Origin of the sequence: Anabaena sp. UHCC 0187, assembly GCF_009712035.1 — a bacterium.
Taxonomy (GTDB): Bacteria; Cyanobacteriota; Cyanobacteriia; order Cyanobacteriales; family Nostocaceae; genus Dolichospermum.
In genome coordinates this window covers 594,061-611,702 of the sequence record NZ_VILB01000011.1, presented here as the reverse complement: position 1 = coordinate 611,702, position 17,642 = coordinate 594,061, and the positions used below count along the sequence as shown (strand labels likewise).

The following is a 17,642-nucleotide window of genomic DNA, read 5'->3' as shown; positions in this document are numbered from 1 at the left end:
ATTCATTTTGCAACTTTTCAAATACCATTTGATATTTAATTCAACCCATCTAATTAAAATTATATGACAGTTCTTACCTGTGCCAGTACGGGAAAATCAATTACTCTGTTGAAAGAAATAGCTAATAGTGGTGAAGCGAAAGTTTGGCGAACTAATCAAAATGGTTATTTAGCGAAAATTTACCATTCTCCAACACCTGAACGGGTGCAGAAGTTAGCGGTAATGATAGCAAATCCACCCACAGAACCAAATTCCCATCTTCATCATGTTTCTTTTGCTTGGCCTAAGTCGGCGTTGAAAAATGCTCAGGGTGATTGTGTGGGCTTTTTGATGCCAGAAATTAAGGATGGAAAAGAACTTCTTGATGTTTATAATCCCCGTCGTCGTAAAGCATTAAAACTTGAGATTGATTGGCGGTTTCTGCACACAACGGCACTGAATATTGTCTCAATTATTGAAGCCCTGCACGCTGTTGGTTATGTTTTGGGAGATATTAAACCACAAAATATTTTAGTTAATAATCGGGCTTTACCTTCAATTATTGATACAGATTCTTTTCAGGTGATAAATCCGAAAAATGAGAAAGTTTATCATTGTTTAGTTGGTTCTGAGGGATATACTCCACCGGAACTGATTGGAAAAGATTTTGATAGGATTGAGCAAACGGAAGTACATGATAGATTCCGGTTAGGAGTAATTATCTATCAATTATTATTTGGTGGTAATAATCCTTTTCAGGGAAAATGGACAGGTGCGGGGGAAACTCCAGACATAAATGAACTTATCTGTCAGGGTTTATGGGTTAATGGGTCAACTAATTTAATTGCAGCAGTAGCAAGAACAATTCCCCTGGAGATTGTTCATCCAGAGATTCAGCAATGTTTTCTGAGATGCTTTAATGATGGGCATAAAAATCCTAATTTCCGCCCTACGGCTAGGAGGTGGTTGGAGGCGTTAAAAGTAGGGAATGATAGGCTGACTATATGTGGCAGGGTAGATAATCATTACTATAGCCGAACTTATGGTAAATGCTATTGGTGCGATCGCTCTACAAATCTTGGTGTTGATATTTTTCCTGGTGTTGTGAAAGCAAACTCATCTGCTGTGGTTGAATCAACATCACAACCACAAGTTATTAACACAGATCCAATTCTAGAAAATGCCCCAATAGGAAAGCTACTCCAAATCTTCCAAGGGCATTCCGACAGGGTTACGTCTGTAGCATTCAGCCCTGATGGTCAAACTCTTGCTAGTGGAAGTGATGACAAGACTATCAAACTGTGGAATGTACCTACAGGAAGCCTACTCCAAACCCTCACTGGTCATTTAAACTGGGTTATGTCCGTAGCATTTAGTCCCGATGGTCGAACCCTTGCTAGTGGGAGTAATGACAAGACTATCAAACTATGGAATGTCACTACAGGAAAGTTACTCCAGACCCTCTCAGGGCATTCCCTCTCGGTTAATTCCGTAGCATTTAGTCCCGATGGTCGAACCCTTGCTAGTGGGAGTTTTGATGAGACTATCAAACTATGGAATGTCAACACAGGAAAACTACTACAAACATTCTCAGGACATTGCAAGTCTATTTTTTCCGTAGTATTCAGCCCCAATGGTCAAACTCTTGCCAGTGGGAGTGCTGACAATACTATCAAACTGTGGAATGTCACCACAGCAAAACTACTTCAAACGCTCCCAGAATATTCCAATTCTGTGTTTTCTGTAGCATTTAGCCCTAATGGTAAAACCATTGCTAGTGGCAGTGATGACAAAACTAGCAAACTATGGAATGTCACCACAGGAAAACTACTCCAAACACTTCCAGGGCATTCCGACTCTATTCGTTCTGTAGCATTTAGCCCTAATGGTAAAACTATTGCTAGTGGTAGCTTTGACGAAACTATAACACTGTGGAATGTAACCACAGGAAGGCTAATTCAAACGCTTCCAGGACATTCCAAGTGTGTTCGTTCCGTAGCTTTTAGCCCAGATGGTTACACCCTTGCTAGTGGGGGTGGTGACAAGACTATCAAGATATGGCAAGTTGGCGCATCTATTAGTAAAGTACCAGTCCAGAAAACTCAATCTCAAGTTTCGCAACCAGCAGTTTCTACACCTCAGACTATACCAGAAATGACCCAACAACCTAAAACAACTGCTTCATCATTTGCTTTGGATTGGGGGAATATTTTCTTTTGGGGGATTTTTCTTATTTTTGTAATGATGCTGATATCTGCTGGAGTTATGATTTTTATCAATGGTGATTTGGGATTCTTGTTTCGATCTGGTTCTGTGATATTTGTTAATTTATTTTTATTATGGTTCTTTAACCGTAAACGCTAAAATATAAGATTTACATAAAATTTGAATATCGATCAACTATCAACTAAAATACACAAACTATTTACAGTATTTTTCAAACCAACTAAGATAGTAATTGTAATATTCAGGCTAAAATTATGCAAAAAAATCAGGGATTTTTCGTAGACTCCTATCATTTCTATCAAATTGCTAAGGATGGTTATTATAAAGCAAGCGAAGGTTTTGAAATTCATAGACAAGACGATGCTTTGGTATCTATAATTTTTTCCGCATTAGCATTAGAGGCTTTTATTAATGAAATTCCTGCTCTTGCTAAATGTGAAAAGCAAGATGGATCAACTGAGGCTTTTTTGGATAAGTTGATTGATGCTATTGAGGAATTAGATTCTCAGGACTTACGCAAAATATCTCTCCAGCCCTTTTTCCTTCGTGTCCTTTGTGTTCTTCCTAGTTCATTCTTTCGTAACTTGTTCGTAAGTCCTAATTCTAAAAAGAAAAATACACAACATAAGTTTATGCTGGCTAGTGAAGCCTTAAATAGTGGTTTTAAAAAGGGAGATAAACTTTATCAGAACTTTGCTGATCTATTCAAGTTACGTGATTGTTTAGTTCATCTTAAACCCGAAGATATTATTGAAGAACAAGAGGATGGTGAAATCAAATATTTTGGAAGAGATTTAACTAAACGTCTTCGCAGTAAAGGTATATTTTTAGATACATCAGTGGACTCAATAATATTGAAAGTCAGCACTGCTAAAGCTGCTTTATGGGCTTGCAATACAGCTTCAGAAATGGTTAATGCAATTCTAGACAAACTTCCTGCATCTTTTCGTGATAACAATCCACATATAGATTTGTATAGGAATAGCTTTCAACCTCCAGAAAAATAACTTTTTTATTCAGAAGTATTTTCTAAGCAAAGTAGTTAGAATCAAGATTTACATGATTTTAATATTTACAGTATGTTATTAACAATAATCTATTTTATCATCCTGTAAATCCTTTAATCCTGGACATCCTGATTCTGACAATTTTACTAACCTATTTCCTCACCATAAATCTATGAATCATAAAGTTTTTTATCTTGATGGTAAAAAAATTAATAGCAAACAAACATTTTTAAACCAAGCTGCTGAAGCAATGGAATTTCCTACATACTTCGGCGCTAACTGGGATGCTTTTGATGAATGTATCACCGATTTAACATGGTGTCCGGCTCAAAGATATGTCATATTATATGATCATGCTGATATCTTTGCTCAAGCTGAACCGACACAGTACCAAATAGCATTGGATATTTTCAATTTAGCCAAAGAATACTGGGAAGCTAATAATATTCCTCTCAAATTTTTAGTTATTAACAAATAGGTAAAGTTACTTTTTCACTATTTGGAGATTGTTTGTTGTGGTTGTCTGAATCAGGATTACCAGGATTTAAGGATGTACAGGATTGCAGTTTGTAGATTTTCTGTGAATATTTAATGATTATAAATTATGATTTAGAGGAAAATATATTTTCTATCATTCACAACAACCTATATTTTATAAAAAACATCCTGTTAATCCTTAAATCCTGGGTATCCTGATTCAGACAAAATCACATCCTGTTAATCCTCTAATCCTGGATATCCTGATTCAGACAAAGAATATCCTGATTCTGACAATTATTTCTCTTCAAAATCTTGACTATTCTCAACCATCTTCCTACCCTGAATTACCTGCAAACTCCCACCAGCATATAAACTAGGTTTACCCACATCAAAACCAAAATCTGTTAACAAACCAGGTAAATCCGTTTTCAACAATTCCCAAGCCGTTTCGGTTTCAAACAACCAGAAAAACACCGCCAAACCCGGCCAAAATATCGGATTTGTTGGAGGGTGAAAATCCACCAAAGTAAAAACTCCCCCCGGTTTTAACACCCGATAAACCTCTGCAATGATTTTTCGCAGTTGTTCCGGCTGCATTTCGTGTAAAGCTGCGCTAGTATGGACAACATCAAATAAATTATCTGCAAAAGGCATATCCTCAGCAAATGCTTTTACATAAGTAGCATTTGGCACATTTTTCTCCGCTCGCTGTATAGATAATGGGGAAGCATCCAAGCCAGTGACATTTTCCGAAAAATTTACCAAAAACTTGGTTACTTGACCACTACCACAACATAAATCTAAAATCCGAGTATCTGATTGTAGTTTTAAATTTTGTAAAGCCAATTGACGAAACCGGGCTTCACCACCCACACTCACAGCGGCTAACCGGGAGATGCCATCATATAGCCATTGGTATTTGTAACTTAAATCTCTAAAAATTGTGGCCATTGTATTTTTCCTGCCGATAAAGCTTTATATTTAATAAAGATATATTGTTAACATTAGTGAAAAATCTGTAAGGATTGGGGGAAAGTAACTGCTATGGGTCGTATAGGGGTATTATTACTTAATCTCGGTGGTCCCGATAAACTAGAAGATGTCGGACCTTTCTTGTATAATCTATTTTCAGATCCCGAAATTATCCGCTTACCGTTTCGGTGGATGCAAAAACCCCTAGCTTGGTTTATTGCTACACGCAGAGAAAAAACATCTCAAGCAAATTATAAGGAAATCGGCGGCGGTTCTCCCTTGCGACGGATTACAGAAGAGCAAGGAGCAGCTATTAAAGCTCAGTTAGGTGAATTAGGACAAGAAGCTAATATTTATGTGGGAATGCGTTATTGGCATCCTTACACAGAAGAAGCGATCGCCCAACTTACCCAAGATAACATTGATAAGTTAGTAATTCTCCCACTTTACCCCCAATTTTCCATCAGCACCAGCGGTTCTAGTTTCCGGTTATTAGAACAACTATGGAAAGAAAACCCCAAACTTCAAAGTCTTGAATATACCGTCATCGCCTCCTGGTACAAAGAATCAGGTTATTTGCAAGCAATGGCAGAACTTATCATTGGGGAACTTGAGAAATTTCCCCATCCTGATGATGTGCATATCTTCTTCAGCGCCCACGGTGTCCCCAAAAGCTACGTAGAGGAAGCAGGTGATCCATACCAACAAGAAATCGAGGAATGCACAGACTTAATCATGCAAACCCTCAACCGTCCCAATCCCCACACCTTAGCGTATCAAAGTCGCGTTGGCCCTGTAGAATGGCTACAACCCTATACAGAAGATGCACTGAACGAACTCGGTGCAAAAGGCGTGAAAGATTTGGTAGTTGTCCCCATTAGTTTTGTTTCCGAACACATCGAAACACTACAAGAAATTGATATTGAATATCGAGAAATAGCTGAAGAAGCAGGAATACACAACTTTGGACGTGTCCCTGCTCCCAACACCAATCCGGTATTTATTAAAGCCCTATCCGACTTGATAATTGATGCCCTCAAACAACCTGATCTGAAACTGGCTCAAGTCACCCAAATGAAGAAAAGGGTGAAAATGTATCCCCAAGAACGTTGGGAATGGGGAATCACCACCAGTGCTGAAGTCTGGAATGGTCGGATAGCCATGCTAGGTTTTATCGGGCTAATTATCGAGTTAGTTACTGGTAAAGGCTTACTACACGTGATCGGACTTTTACATTAGTCTTGGTAATGGGGAATTGGTAATGGGTAATGGGTAATTGGATAACTCCACAAAAAAGATAATCCAATTTCACCAAATCAAAACGAATTTTCCTCCCCCTATTCCCTATTCCCTGTATACCAATTATACCAGTATTTCGCACTACGAATGGCAACCCAGAGTAGCATTAAAGCAATTAATCCTCCTTGACGAGGAGCATCAACAGCAAAAAATACAAGTGCAATACATAAGAAGTCTTGCATCAATACTGCCCACATGGGCAAACCACGTAGGCGATAAAACCAACCTACTAAAACTAGCTGAAATACCAAAGCCAATAAACCACCAATCAAAGCTACTAACCAGCCTGGGGTGGTCGTCGCTGAGGCAACTGATAAACCCATTAAAGCCCCTGCTAAGGGAGATAAAAATAAATGAACTTGTTGTACTATTCTCTGTCCAATTAGTTTTTTGGAAGCAAATAGTTCAAATAAAGACCAACTGGTCAGTAGTCCGACTAAAATATGGGGAGAAATACGTGATAATACTGGCATTTGTGACCAAAGTTGATCACCTTGTAGAATACCTATGATTAGTAAAGGTACACCTATTCTCATTCCAGCAGCAGCACCAGCAGATAGTATGGCGAGAATTTCAATCATGAGTATATCCCCGACTTTACTAAATTAGCAAAGGTGCTTTGTTTATACTAACTATTGCTGATATTGGTTTTTGATCAAGACTAATTAAAATTAACATAGTCATAGTAGATGCAGGTTTAATTACTATATACACTGTTGTAATCTATGCTATTACCTTTTGGATATAGTAATAAACCGCATTTTTACTCTTTACTTTGCGACACGGAAGGAGTAAGTAGTAAGGAATAGGAGTCAGGATTCGGGAGTCAGGAGTCAGGAGGAAATTACCAATTACCAATTACCAATTACCAATTACCAATTACCAATTACCAATTACCAATTACCAATTACCAATTACCAATTACCAATTACCAATTACCGATTCCCATTCCCCATTCCCCATTTCCCATTCCCAGTTCTAAATACCCAGTCGTTGATAAACTTGTTCTAAATGCTTGAGATGATGTTGTGGATCAAAACAGGCTTCTATCTCTGCGGGTGACAAGTTTTGAGTGACGCGAGGATCTTTGCTGATTAAATCACGGAAATTTCCTTCTGGTTTGTTCCAAGCACTGTGGGCGCTTTCTTGAACTATGGAGTATGCTTCTTCTCGATTAAGTCCTTTGTCTATTAAGGTTAATAATACCCTTTGACTAAAGACTACTCCACCATAACAGTTGAGATTTCGGGCCATGTTTTCGGGATAAACCAACAGGTTATTTACCAAGTTGGTGATTTCATGCAGCATGAAATGAGTCAAAATGCAAGCATCTGGTAAAACTACCCGTTCTACCGAACTGTGGGAAATATCCCGTTCGTGCCACAAAGCGACGTTTTCTAATACTGCCCCTGCATGACTTCTCACCAGTCGCGCCATCCCTGTTAACCGTTCAGCACGGATAGGATTACGCTTGTGGGGCATAGCACTAGAGCCTTTTTGCCCTTTGGCGAAAAATTCTTCAACTTCTAAAACGTCTGTTTTTTGCAGGTTACGAATCTCTACAGCAAAACGTTCTATGGATGCAGCCAGTAATGCTAACTGTTGCACAAAGTCAGCATGAATATCGCGGGAAATTACCTGGGTGGAAGCAGTATCAGGTTTGAGTCCGAGTTTTTCACAAGCGATCGCTTCTACACGGGGTTCGATATTTGCATAAGTTCCCACCGCACCAGATATTTTCCCAACAGCGATGGTTTTCCTGAGAATTTGCAGCCGTTCTTTGTGTCGTAACACTTCCGCTAACCAACCAGCTAACTTAAAGCCAAAGGTAATTGGTTCGGCGTGAATACCATGAGATCGCCCAATCATTACCGTATTTCGATGGGCAGTGGCTTTTTTGCGAATTGCCTCAATTACATCTTCTAAGCGTTTTAACAACAGATCCAGACTAGCAACTAATTGTAGTCCTAAAGCAGTATCTAAGACATCAGAACTAGTTAAACCTAAGTGAATATAGCGTCCCGCATCACCTACATATTCATTAACATTTGTCAAAAAGGCAATGACATCATGACGGACTTCCGCCTCAATTTCTAGCACCCGTTTCGGGTCAAAATTCGCTTTAGCCTTAATTTCTGCAACCGCTGCTGCTGGAATATAACCTAGTTCTGCCTGGGCTTCGCAAACTGCGATCTCTACATCTAGCCAGGTTTTCAGCTTATAGGTTTCACTCCACAAATCGCCCATTTCGGGCAAGGTATAACGCTCAATCACATTCGGGCATCTAATACAACTGTCATATTTTACATTGTAACTGGAGTTTCAGCTAAATCGGTTATGTTGGGGTCACGGTGGTCTGGTAGTAGGAAAATTGAATATTAAGGCTAAATTAAGTCAGTAATAGAAAATTGTCGCTGTTTTTCAAGGTCTTGTAAATGAATTTTTTCTATATACATGGCTTCAGCATAATATTTATCTTTTTCTGGTTCAGTTTCAGGATCTATTTTTTCCCATTGTTCCATAAAATAACGGTAGCGTTTTTCTCGAAATACTCTCTCCATACAAGCTAATGCTGCTTGAATAACATGAGGAGTTCGCAATATTTCTGTTTTATTTTTTTCATTGAGATGAAATATATGCGAAACTATGTCTAATTCTTCTGCTAATTCTAAATATCTATTTTGGACGCTGGAAATTAAATCAACTTCATCAACTGTGAATTCAGCTATTTGTTGCCACAAAAAGCGATGATGAGAAAGACTAAATTCTAAATTGCGGGTTTCTAAATCGTCAATAATTATTTGTCGCTGCTGAGAAGAATGAAGATAAATTATTAATAATAATGCCTCCGCTCGTTCTAGTAAACTGCGTTCAGTAGTTACTAAAGACAGTTTTGGTGTTTTAGGTTGCTGGTTATGTATTTGCTGAGGTGGAGATTTTTTACTACCAGGCTTAATTTGAGTCAGGAGATTTTCAACTCTCAAAGGTATGAGTCTTGTATCTCCTAAACTCAGAATCTCTGCACAGTAAGAAACATAATAATTAAGTGTATCACTATTAACTATATTTTGTAATATTTTAACTATTTGTTGGGTGACTTGTTGAAAGTCAGTAGCTTGTTTTAAATCTCGATTTTCAAGAATATTTTTAATTTGCCAATCCAGCCAAAGTGGCGCATTTGCTAATAGTTGTTGATAATCGGCTGGAGTGTGACTATGTAGATATTCATCGGCATCTTTACCATTAGGTAAATTGAGAATTTTTAATTGCACTTCGCCTTTATATGCTAAGTTGGCAATTTCCCCAATTGCTCTTTCTGTGGCGGTTATTCCGGCTTTATCAGCATCGAAATTTAGGATTAATTGTTTGGATTCAGTATAACGTAATAATAGCCGAACTTGTTCTAAACTTAAGGCTGTACCCAGGGAAGCAACAGCATTATTAATCCCCGCTGCATGGAGAGCGATCGCATCAAAATATCCCTCCACAACTACCGCTTGATCAACTTTAGAAATACCGTCTTTAGCTTCATCTAAAGCAAATAACATTTTCCCTTTACTAAATAATTCTGTTTCTGGAGAATTGAGATATTTTGGTTGCTCATCTGTTAAAGTTCTGCCACCAAAAGCAATAACTCTGCCTTGAATATCACGAATGGGAATCATTAACCGATCACGAAATACATCATAATATCCACCCCCTTCTTTCCGGGGTTTAATTAATCCCGCTTGTTCTACTAATTGCACGGGATAATGTTTACTTTCTACCAAATAACGATACAGTGTTTCCCAACCAGCAGGAGCATAACCTAAACCAAATTGTTGAATTGTTCCTTGTTGAAATTGACGATTTTTTTCTAAATATTCTAGGGCTTTTTGTCCTTGAGATTGTCTTAAGGTGTGTTGATAAAATTGAGCAGCAGAAGCGAGAACCGTATATAATTGATCGCGTAAAGATATCTGACGTTGTAATTCTTGTCTTTGTTCAGGTTCTAAAGTTTTAACCGGGACTTGATAACGTTTTGCTAAATCTAGTACCACATCTGCAAATTGCCGTTTTCCCAAGTCCATGACAAACTTAATTGCATTTCCCGCTGCTTGACAGCCAAAGCAATAATACATTTGCTTATTAGGACTAACTGTAAAACTGGGACTTTTCTCATCATGGAAGGGACACAACCCCACAAAATCTTTACCCCGTTTCCGCAAGACTACATACTCCGAAACTACATCAACAATATCAGCCCGGAGTTTAATTTCTTCAATAGTGTCTGGATGTAAGCGGGGAATTTGCATGAGGAGTCAATGATGAGAAATGATATCTATTATAGATGAACCATATCCAATAGACAGATACCGGACTTCTTGAAGAAATCCGGTATCTCAGTATTCAGTATTAAGTTGAGTTATTTAGGCTATGATGTTTACATTACATATCAGATGCACCAGTAGCAATCAACCGTTTAAATAAGGCTGCTGACCAACCAGTTTCTTTAAGTACCGCAGCCGAAGAAACTTCTACATAAGCTTGTTCAATAAAAGCTAAATCAATCATACAAACTTTAGCCAAGGCATCTTTTAATTCATCTGACTTACCATCAGCTTTAAGTTTTTTACCAACTTTATCAACGACAACTGCCATTGCCGGAACTACGTGCTGAGGCGCGATGCCAATTTTCACATGAACTAACCCAATGTGCCAACGACATTTTGCATAATCATCGCCCCAATTATCCATTCCTGTGAACATCTGATTAAACCAATCAATAAAGGTGGCGTGTAACCGATGAGCGCGTCCCTCAGTGGCATTTAAAATCCCACTCATTTCTGCATCACGTCCGAGGAAATCATAAAAATGATTTGCCATTTCTTCAGCAACCGCTGTTCCCCAAGCTGTATTTGCTTGCATTACCTTTTTATCTTCAGCAGTCAGACCAATCCGGGTTTCCATTGTGGTCAAAAAAGCGCGGGGTTCAATAGCCATGATCAATCCTTTAAAATAGTTAGGTGTGGATTTAATTAACTTTTACGAACACTCTAAAAAGATAGAGTATCAACATTTTTCAAAATTTGGTATTCCTATAAAGGAGTACACTCAAATACATCATGAGTACCACCTCTGAGGACTGATTCAGTCTGTACTCCTCTCAATCGCTTACCCATTAGTTGCTCAACAGCACCGCAAACTGCACCCATCGTAAAAGTGCATTTACGGGGGGAATTCATGGGTTCACCAGCAGAACAAAAAGTTTCAGAAGTATAGACTTTAATGATTTCACCTTCAGAAACAATTTTGTCAACAATACACAAACAAGTCCCTTCTTTACCTAAAGCCTTATTTAATACTACTGCTACTTGATCTAATGAATGTGAATCGGTTGAAACGCCTAATTCTTCAGCTAACTTTTTACCTCTAGCACGACCGGCTGCGGTTAGTGCAATAGCTGTAGCTTTTTCTCCCAGGGCTTCTTCCATGCCTGTAATAGCAGCTTTAAAGCAGACAATACTATTAAAATCACCGAGTTCTTTGCGTAATGACATAATTCAAATTCTCAGGTAAAGGATTCTATACATTGATAATTAGATGGAGATTTAATGAACTTTTGTTGATATTTGACAAAAGAGAGAGTGGGGAAATTTCTCAAAATTAAGATAGTACCAGCAGAAGTATAATCAACCAGTTTTACTCCGCAGAAAACCTACTAAATTTTTGAGGAATGATTGACTAACAGCGGGCTTTTGAACTGGTTCTGGTACTGATTCGACTAAAGGTATTTCGTGAGATGAAACTTCTTCTATCATGGGCATAGAATTAGTAGCAACCATAAAATGCTCTTCTGCCAAACCGACGACAATCAAACGAAAAGCTATTTGCAATACTGTATCTACGGTGAGGTTGAGTTGATTGGCAATTTTTTCTAGGGGAACTTCACCATTAGCAAATTCCCATACTTGCCATTCTTGAGCATTTAGCTGAAGTTTAGGCTGTTTTGAACTTAAACCTGATAAACCGGAAGTGGGATCTGGTAGTTTTTCGGCTAAAGCACTCCAATCTCGTAATGCTCGCAAACCGATTAATATAACTTCGGTTGCGGACATACTTAAACCTGTCATTTCTCCCAATGGTAAGGCTGTAATTGGTTCAAATTTGAACTGACCATCTTTAATTTGAAATAAGGCACAGACTGGACGGAGAACTTGAGAGTTAAACAACAGTTTCAGTTGTTCTGATTGGATTAAAGCTTGGGATTTTAGGCATAGTCCCAAAGGTGAATTAATAAAACAGGAAGAAATGTGAGTTACTCTGGAAATTACCCGCTCACTTATCCATCCGCGTTGAGCAATCATTAAGGTTAAACCTTGTTGATCTAAACGATCGGATGCAGCTATAACCCGTCCTTGATGCAACCAAATATAATAAATTTGTTTGGCGTTAGTTTGATTAGAATTAGATGATAATTCAATGTGAAGTACACCTGTCTTTTTGCCTTGATCTAAAAATTGCAATAGTTCGGGCAAAGAAAAATCTGCAAAATTACCATTAATAGACATAATCGGCCTCCTTGATGAAGAAGAGATTTATTAAAACCCAGAATTCAAAATCCCAATTTGTACTTTCAAAAAAAAGCTTTTAACTCTCAACAGCACAACTTTCCATTAAGTGCTGTACTAAATGAATCACGGCTTCAGCTACTGAGTCTCTTTCGTTGGGATTCACCTTAACTAGAGGAGGCCGATTCTGTTCATCTACATAACCAATCGCTAGGTATATATCTTCCTCAGCCCAAGCTCCAGGAAAATCTGTATGGGTAATACCGATAATCATAGGTACACTTACTCGCGCTTGCATAAAATTGATAATATTTCGTGCCTGACGAAATTCTCTCGGTCTATGGGCTGCTATGAGTACAATATAAGCGTGTGCCTTGTTTATGAGAATATCCCACATAAAGTCAAAGCGAGTTTGACCAGGTGTTCCGTAAAGGTGCAATGCCATATCTGGACCAAATTGCAATCTGCCGAAGTCAAAGGCTACAGTGGTTCTTTTCTTCAGCAATGCTGTTTCATCAGTTGCAACTGTATCTGTATCTACAACTTCAATTTCACTAACAGAACGGATAAAGGTTGATTTACCTGCTCCTACAGTTCCAGTGACAACCAAGCGCATAACTTCCATCTTTATCCACTCCGATACAAAAATGCTCAAGATTGCTCACATTTTCTTCCTGTTTACTCCGGCAAAGTCGGTGCTCTCCAGTCCACAGTCTGACACGACCAATCTAGCTGCTTGCTACAAAAATAAACCCATCCAATTAAATACGAAGTTCCCCAAAATCAGCAATATTTATTTATCAGGGAACTCCAATTAAGTTACCTGCAAGGTATTTATAGGATCAGCTTTAGTTCTGCGAGAACTCGCTTGATTTCTAGCATTAGAACCCCTTGTTTAGCAGTTTCACTGGCTAAAACCAGGAGCACGGCATCTTGACCACAACCAGTTAATATAGCAAAGCCTTTATTACCTTCTACAAATATTCGGTCAATAGTTCCCCTGGCTAATTCCATACCAATTCTTTCGCCCAAGGATAACATAGATGCTGACATCGCTGAGACTCTCTCTTCATCCATCCCACCAGGTAAGCTTGCGCCTAAGGGTAGACCATCTGGAGTCACAAGTGCTGCTCCCTGGACATCAGGAGTTCCACTTACGAAGTTTTGCAAAACCATGCCGAGTTTTTGTGTGTTAATAGCCATTATGATTATTCCCTGTTGTGTTGAATTTGAATTCGTTTATCGAAAAATCGGCTTTTTAGATCATGTTTACAATTCATGTTTAAACAATCATATAACTGTGTAAATGGATGCCTCTTCATTAACGCCCTTGTGATTTAAATTATGCCGTAGTCCAGACTAATATAGTACCGAGAAAATACTGAATTCCTTGGCATTTATCATTAATATAAGTTAAGTCTATGTATAAATTTTTTTCTTGCCATTTAAACAATTTAATTTATGTACAGCAAGCTTTTTAGGGATTTTAGCCCAATCATTCTTGAGTATTTTGTATTAACTTTTGTCAAGATAAATAGCTAATGTACGCGTAAATATAGTAACAACTACATCTCTCAATCCAGTAATTAATATTTAAATCAAATAGGGGCTATTTTCACTATATGTCTTGTTCTATATAAGTAAAAAAACTATTGGCTAGGATAGCTGCTTGCGTGCGATCACGGAGATTGAGTCTATTTAAAATATTTGTCACATGATTTTTGACTGTACCCTCGGAAATGTAAAGTTTTTGGGCAATTTCTCGATTATTGTCACCAATGGCAATTAACCGCAAAACTTCCTTTTCTCTAGGTGTAAGTTCAGCTAAATTCGGTGGTACAGATAGTACCGGTGGAGTCGCAGGAAATTGCGTGACAAGTTTTTTGACTATTCCTGGCCCTAATTGGGAATATCCTTTGTCAACAGCACGAATGGCAACTGCTAACTCTTCTGAGGGTGTATCTTTGAGTAAATAACCCATTGCTCCATTTTGCAGTGCTGCTTTCACATATTGTTCATCATCAAAAGTTGTTAAGATGAGAACTTTACTCTGAGGGAAGTGGTGATTAATTTCTTTGGTAGCAGCAACTCCATCCATAATCGGCATTCTGACATCCATTAAAATTACATTTGGTTGTAGTTCTTTGACTAGATTAATTGCAATTTGACCATTTTCTGCTTCTCCGACAATTTCTATATCTGGTTCTAATTCTAATAATGCTCTTAAACCTTGACGAATTAAACTTTGATCGTCTACCAGTAAGACTGTAATCATTATTTGTATCTGGGTAAAGGGATATTAACTATAATTTGACAACCAGCATTATCACTACTATGAATATGAAATTCACCACCTAATGCTAAGGTGCGATCACGCATACTTTGTAAACCGAATCCAGTAGTATTTTGCTCTAAATCAAAACCTTTGCCATTGTCCTGAATTATTAACTTCAAAGTTTCTAATGTTGTTGTTAATTCTAGTTGAACTTCTGTGGCTTGGGCATATTTAGAAATATTTGTGAATGATTCTTGAATAATCCGATAAATAGGAGTGCTGATTTCCATAGACAATGGAAAAATAATAGAGACGTGACAACTGGGTAAAATGCCAGTAGAACGCTGAAAATCCCCCGCGAGGATATTAATTGCCTGTTCTAAAGATTGCTGTTGCAAAGGGTGCGATAGCATAGTAGAGACAGATTGACGAACATCTTGCAAGGCTTTTGAACCTAGTTCTTTAGCTGTGGCTAAAAATGTCATAGCTCTAGGTATATCATATTTTGACAACTTTAAAGCAGTTTCTAATTGCAGATTTAAAGCGGTGAGAGAATGTCCTAAAGAATCATGAATTTCTCTAGCAATGCGGTTCCGTTCTTCTAAGGTAGCTTGATTTTCAATTTTTAAGGCATATTGACGGAGTTTTTCGTTGGCAGCTTCTAGTTTATCTCGGCTTTGCCGTTCAGATAAAACAGCATTCATTAATAATAAAATAAATACTAAACTTAAACCGAACAAAACTGCTAAACTAAAACTAAAAAACCGAAATTTTTCTTGGTTTACTGGTGAAAATCTCCCGGTAGGTATGCGTTGTCTAAGAGTCAATAAAAATAAAATAAATGACGAAAAAGTAACTGTTAATCGTCCTGGAAGTTGAAAAATTAAACAACTGCGAGTTACTAAAATTAGATAGAGAAAGGGAAAAAGTCTGGCACTTCTGCCCCCAAAAAAGCCAGTAATTAAAATTAATACTACTTCAATAGCTGTATAGATAACTTTATTGGTTTTATTATAAGTAGGTAATCTTAACCCCATTAAACCAAAAACCGCTAAACTGCAAATTGTTAGTTCTGGAAACATTGCCGAAAAGCGCGGTGAAGGCGATGGCATTAATGCCATTAAGGCGGAAAATCCCAATAATAGCCATTCCAAGTACAGTAGAAATCGAAAAGGATGATTATTAAATTGAATAGGACGAGTCATAAATTCAAAATTCAAAATAAAGAAACTCAATGCAGATGCTTTCTTTTTGTGAGAGTATTTTACCTACCCAATTTATTAGGAATTCCTTCACAACCACCGGGAATTGTGCTTCTAGTTTTTTCTCCACACCAAGCACAACAGTAGTAACGAGTAGATTCTGACATTCGTTGTGCGTTGGTGAAGTTGGCATTTTCCACAACTGCACCAGTGTGTTCCCCTGTTTCATAGTTAGGTCTTTCAGTGCGGCTGCGGGGGGATACCTGTTCTACCAAACCATAAAATAGGCGAACTCCGTTTAAATCAGCATTGCTGAGATTGGCATCATATAATATTGTTCGGGAAAGGTTAGCTTTTACTAAATCGCAATTGCTCAGGTTAGCACGGATAAGATTGGCTTCACTTAAATCTGTCCAGCGTAAATCATTATCAGCCAGATCCGCACCTGCTAACATGACACCTAAATCAATGACCCGCACCCCTTCTAAACGATCTTCGGCATAACCACCACTACCGTCTAGAATAGCTCTTCCGAGACGGCGATCGCGTTGGAGGGGAGAGAGTAATTTAGAACGGGAGAGAAACCGCAGAATTTTGGCTTTACCACTGCCATCTACACTACTAAATATAGCGGCGGTGCGTCCTTCAGCGATCGCTCTTTCTTGCGGCCAGTCTTCTAATAATCCTTCTTCGTCTAGTACCAAGTCGGAAACTCCTTGAAAATAGGAGTCTATGGTTTGTTGTTGGGTAATGATATTTTGCTGTACAGTCAGCAGGTTTTGTTGAATGGTGAGATCCTTGGAAATTACATATTGTCGCCACGCTACATAAACGGCAATAATAGCAATGGCAATTTGCCCCAAAGCTCCAAACCATTCGGCTAAAGTTCCAGAGGCATCCCAGTTGATTCTCCTTCCCCACCGCAGTAAACTATTACCCAAATGAGTAAATTTGAATAAGCCAATTATGGCTACTACTATGCCGATTAAGCCAACAAACACATTTCTATCTTCGGGTGAAAACCACTCTTGGATAACATCTTGCAACCAGGGGAAGAGGATTAACAATGATAATAGCAAAGTTGCCAAGGTTGCCAAAATCCCCAGAAATGAGTTATTAATGACAATACTAATGAAAGTTATAGCGATCGCCAAGGTAGTGAATAATAAAATTCTTGGGGTAATAGCAACTTGAAGACTGGAGTTACTCTCAAGCAAAAAAGAAGTTCCTTTGATAATATTTGTCTTCAGGGAAGATTTTCCAGTTACTTGTTTTTTTTCCAGTTCTTCTGCTACTAATGAGCTATCAGTTCCACCAATTTCAAATTCATCTTCCTGGGTTATCTCTGGGGAAGATGGGTGGGATGCGTCAGATTCATTAATAGTCATACTTTTTAATTTTCCTTTAATCGCCTTATTATAAACTCAAACCTTGTAAAAACACTTATTTAACAGTATTATATATTTCTAACCTTTGACAAATGAGTTAGTAAGAAAATTTTCTGCCTCCACAAGCAACAAGCAGGTCATTTTATCATAGTTCATTTAAAATTTCGATATTGCCTGACTTGATTTATTGAGTATGAGTATGGTATCGTATGCGTAATTTATGAAAATTTTATCAGAATCTTCATCTTTAGTTTGCACAATCA

16 protein-coding genes are annotated in these 17,642 nt (G+C 38.0%); 4 read left to right on the top strand and 12 right to left on the bottom strand.

The window, feature by feature from the left end:
- Positions 1-63 precede the first annotated feature (63 nt).
- The 3 genes from FJR11_RS11900 to FJR11_RS11890 all read left to right on the top strand — a co-directional run bounded on the left by FJR11_RS11900 (position 64) and on the right by FJR11_RS11890 (position 3,690).
- Positions 64-2,343: a hypothetical protein gene (locus tag FJR11_RS11900; RefSeq protein WP_168503873.1), complete on the top strand. Its 2,280-nt coding sequence runs from the start codon at positions 64-66 to the stop codon at positions 2,341-2,343.
- Positions 2,344-2,459: 116 nt separating this feature from the next.
- A complete protein-coding gene (locus FJR11_RS11895) occupies positions 2,460-3,212 on the top strand; it encodes a hypothetical protein (RefSeq protein WP_168503872.1) in 753 nt (250 codons plus the stop codon).
- A 172-nt stretch (positions 3,213-3,384) separates the two neighbouring features.
- Positions 3,385-3,690, top strand: coding sequence for a barstar family protein (locus tag FJR11_RS11890; RefSeq protein WP_168503871.1), 306 nt, complete (start codon positions 3,385-3,387; stop codon positions 3,688-3,690).
- 296 nt (positions 3,691-3,986) lie between these two features.
- On the opposite strand, the gene FJR11_RS11885 is transcribed toward FJR11_RS11890, so the two are convergent.
- Positions 3,987-4,643 (bottom strand): class I SAM-dependent methyltransferase, encoded by a 657-nt coding sequence (locus tag FJR11_RS11885; RefSeq protein ID WP_168503870.1) that lies wholly within the window; start codon positions 4,641-4,643, stop codon positions 3,987-3,989.
- Between the two features lie 93 nt (positions 4,644-4,736).
- On the opposite strand from FJR11_RS11885, the gene hemH reads away from it, so the two are divergent.
- A complete protein-coding gene (gene hemH / locus FJR11_RS11880) occupies positions 4,737-5,903 on the top strand; it encodes a ferrochelatase (RefSeq protein WP_168503869.1) in 1,167 nt (388 codons plus the stop codon).
- A gap of 98 nt (positions 5,904-6,001) precedes the next feature.
- Here hemH and FJR11_RS11875 read toward each other — a convergent pair whose 3' ends face one another.
- The 11 genes from FJR11_RS11875 to FJR11_RS11820 all read right to left on the bottom strand — a co-directional run bounded on the left by FJR11_RS11875 (position 6,002) and on the right by FJR11_RS11820 (position 17,379).
- On the bottom strand, positions 6,002-6,544 hold the full coding sequence (locus FJR11_RS11875) for a DUF4126 domain-containing protein (RefSeq protein WP_168503868.1): 543 nt from the start codon (positions 6,542-6,544) through the stop codon (positions 6,002-6,004).
- A gap of 397 nt (positions 6,545-6,941) precedes the next feature.
- Positions 6,942-8,237 (bottom strand): adenylosuccinate lyase, encoded by a 1,296-nt coding sequence (gene purB, locus FJR11_RS11865; protein ID WP_168503867.1) that lies wholly within the window; start codon positions 8,235-8,237, stop codon positions 6,942-6,944.
- 110 nt (positions 8,238-8,347) lie between these two features.
- Positions 8,348-10,258, bottom strand: coding sequence for a DNA primase (dnaG, locus tag FJR11_RS11860; RefSeq protein ID WP_168503866.1), 1,911 nt, complete (start codon positions 10,256-10,258; stop codon positions 8,348-8,350).
- A 133-nt stretch (positions 10,259-10,391) separates the two neighbouring features.
- A complete protein-coding gene (locus tag FJR11_RS11855) occupies positions 10,392-10,946 on the bottom strand; it encodes a protoglobin domain-containing protein (RefSeq protein ID WP_168503865.1) in 555 nt (184 codons plus the stop codon).
- A 95-nt stretch (positions 10,947-11,041) separates the two neighbouring features.
- Entirely contained in the window at positions 11,042-11,503 is a 462-nt protein-coding gene (locus FJR11_RS11850; protein WP_168503864.1) for a hydrocarbon-binding protein, read from the bottom strand.
- 132 nt (positions 11,504-11,635) lie between these two features.
- A complete protein-coding gene (locus FJR11_RS11845) occupies positions 11,636-12,514 on the bottom strand; it encodes a DUF4388 domain-containing protein (RefSeq protein WP_168503863.1) in 879 nt (292 codons plus the stop codon).
- A gap of 79 nt (positions 12,515-12,593) precedes the next feature.
- Positions 12,594-13,139 (bottom strand): ATP/GTP-binding protein, encoded by a 546-nt coding sequence (locus tag FJR11_RS11840; RefSeq protein ID WP_168503862.1) that lies wholly within the window; start codon positions 13,137-13,139, stop codon positions 12,594-12,596.
- A 209-nt stretch (positions 13,140-13,348) separates the two neighbouring features.
- Entirely contained in the window at positions 13,349-13,717 is a 369-nt protein-coding gene (locus FJR11_RS11835; protein ID WP_168503861.1) for a roadblock/LC7 domain-containing protein, read from the bottom strand.
- A gap of 415 nt (positions 13,718-14,132) precedes the next feature.
- A complete protein-coding gene (locus tag FJR11_RS11830) occupies positions 14,133-14,789 on the bottom strand; it encodes a response regulator transcription factor (protein ID WP_168503860.1) in 657 nt (218 codons plus the stop codon).
- Positions 14,789-15,994, bottom strand: coding sequence for a sensor histidine kinase (locus FJR11_RS11825; protein ID WP_168503859.1), 1,206 nt, complete (start codon positions 15,992-15,994; stop codon positions 14,789-14,791). Before FJR11_RS11825 ends, FJR11_RS11830 begins: the two co-directional genes overlap by 1 nt.
- 59 nt (positions 15,995-16,053) lie before the next feature.
- Entirely contained in the window at positions 16,054-17,379 is a 1,326-nt protein-coding gene (locus FJR11_RS11820; RefSeq protein ID WP_168503858.1) for a pentapeptide repeat-containing protein, read from the bottom strand.
- Between the last annotated feature and the right edge of the window lie 263 nt (positions 17,380-17,642).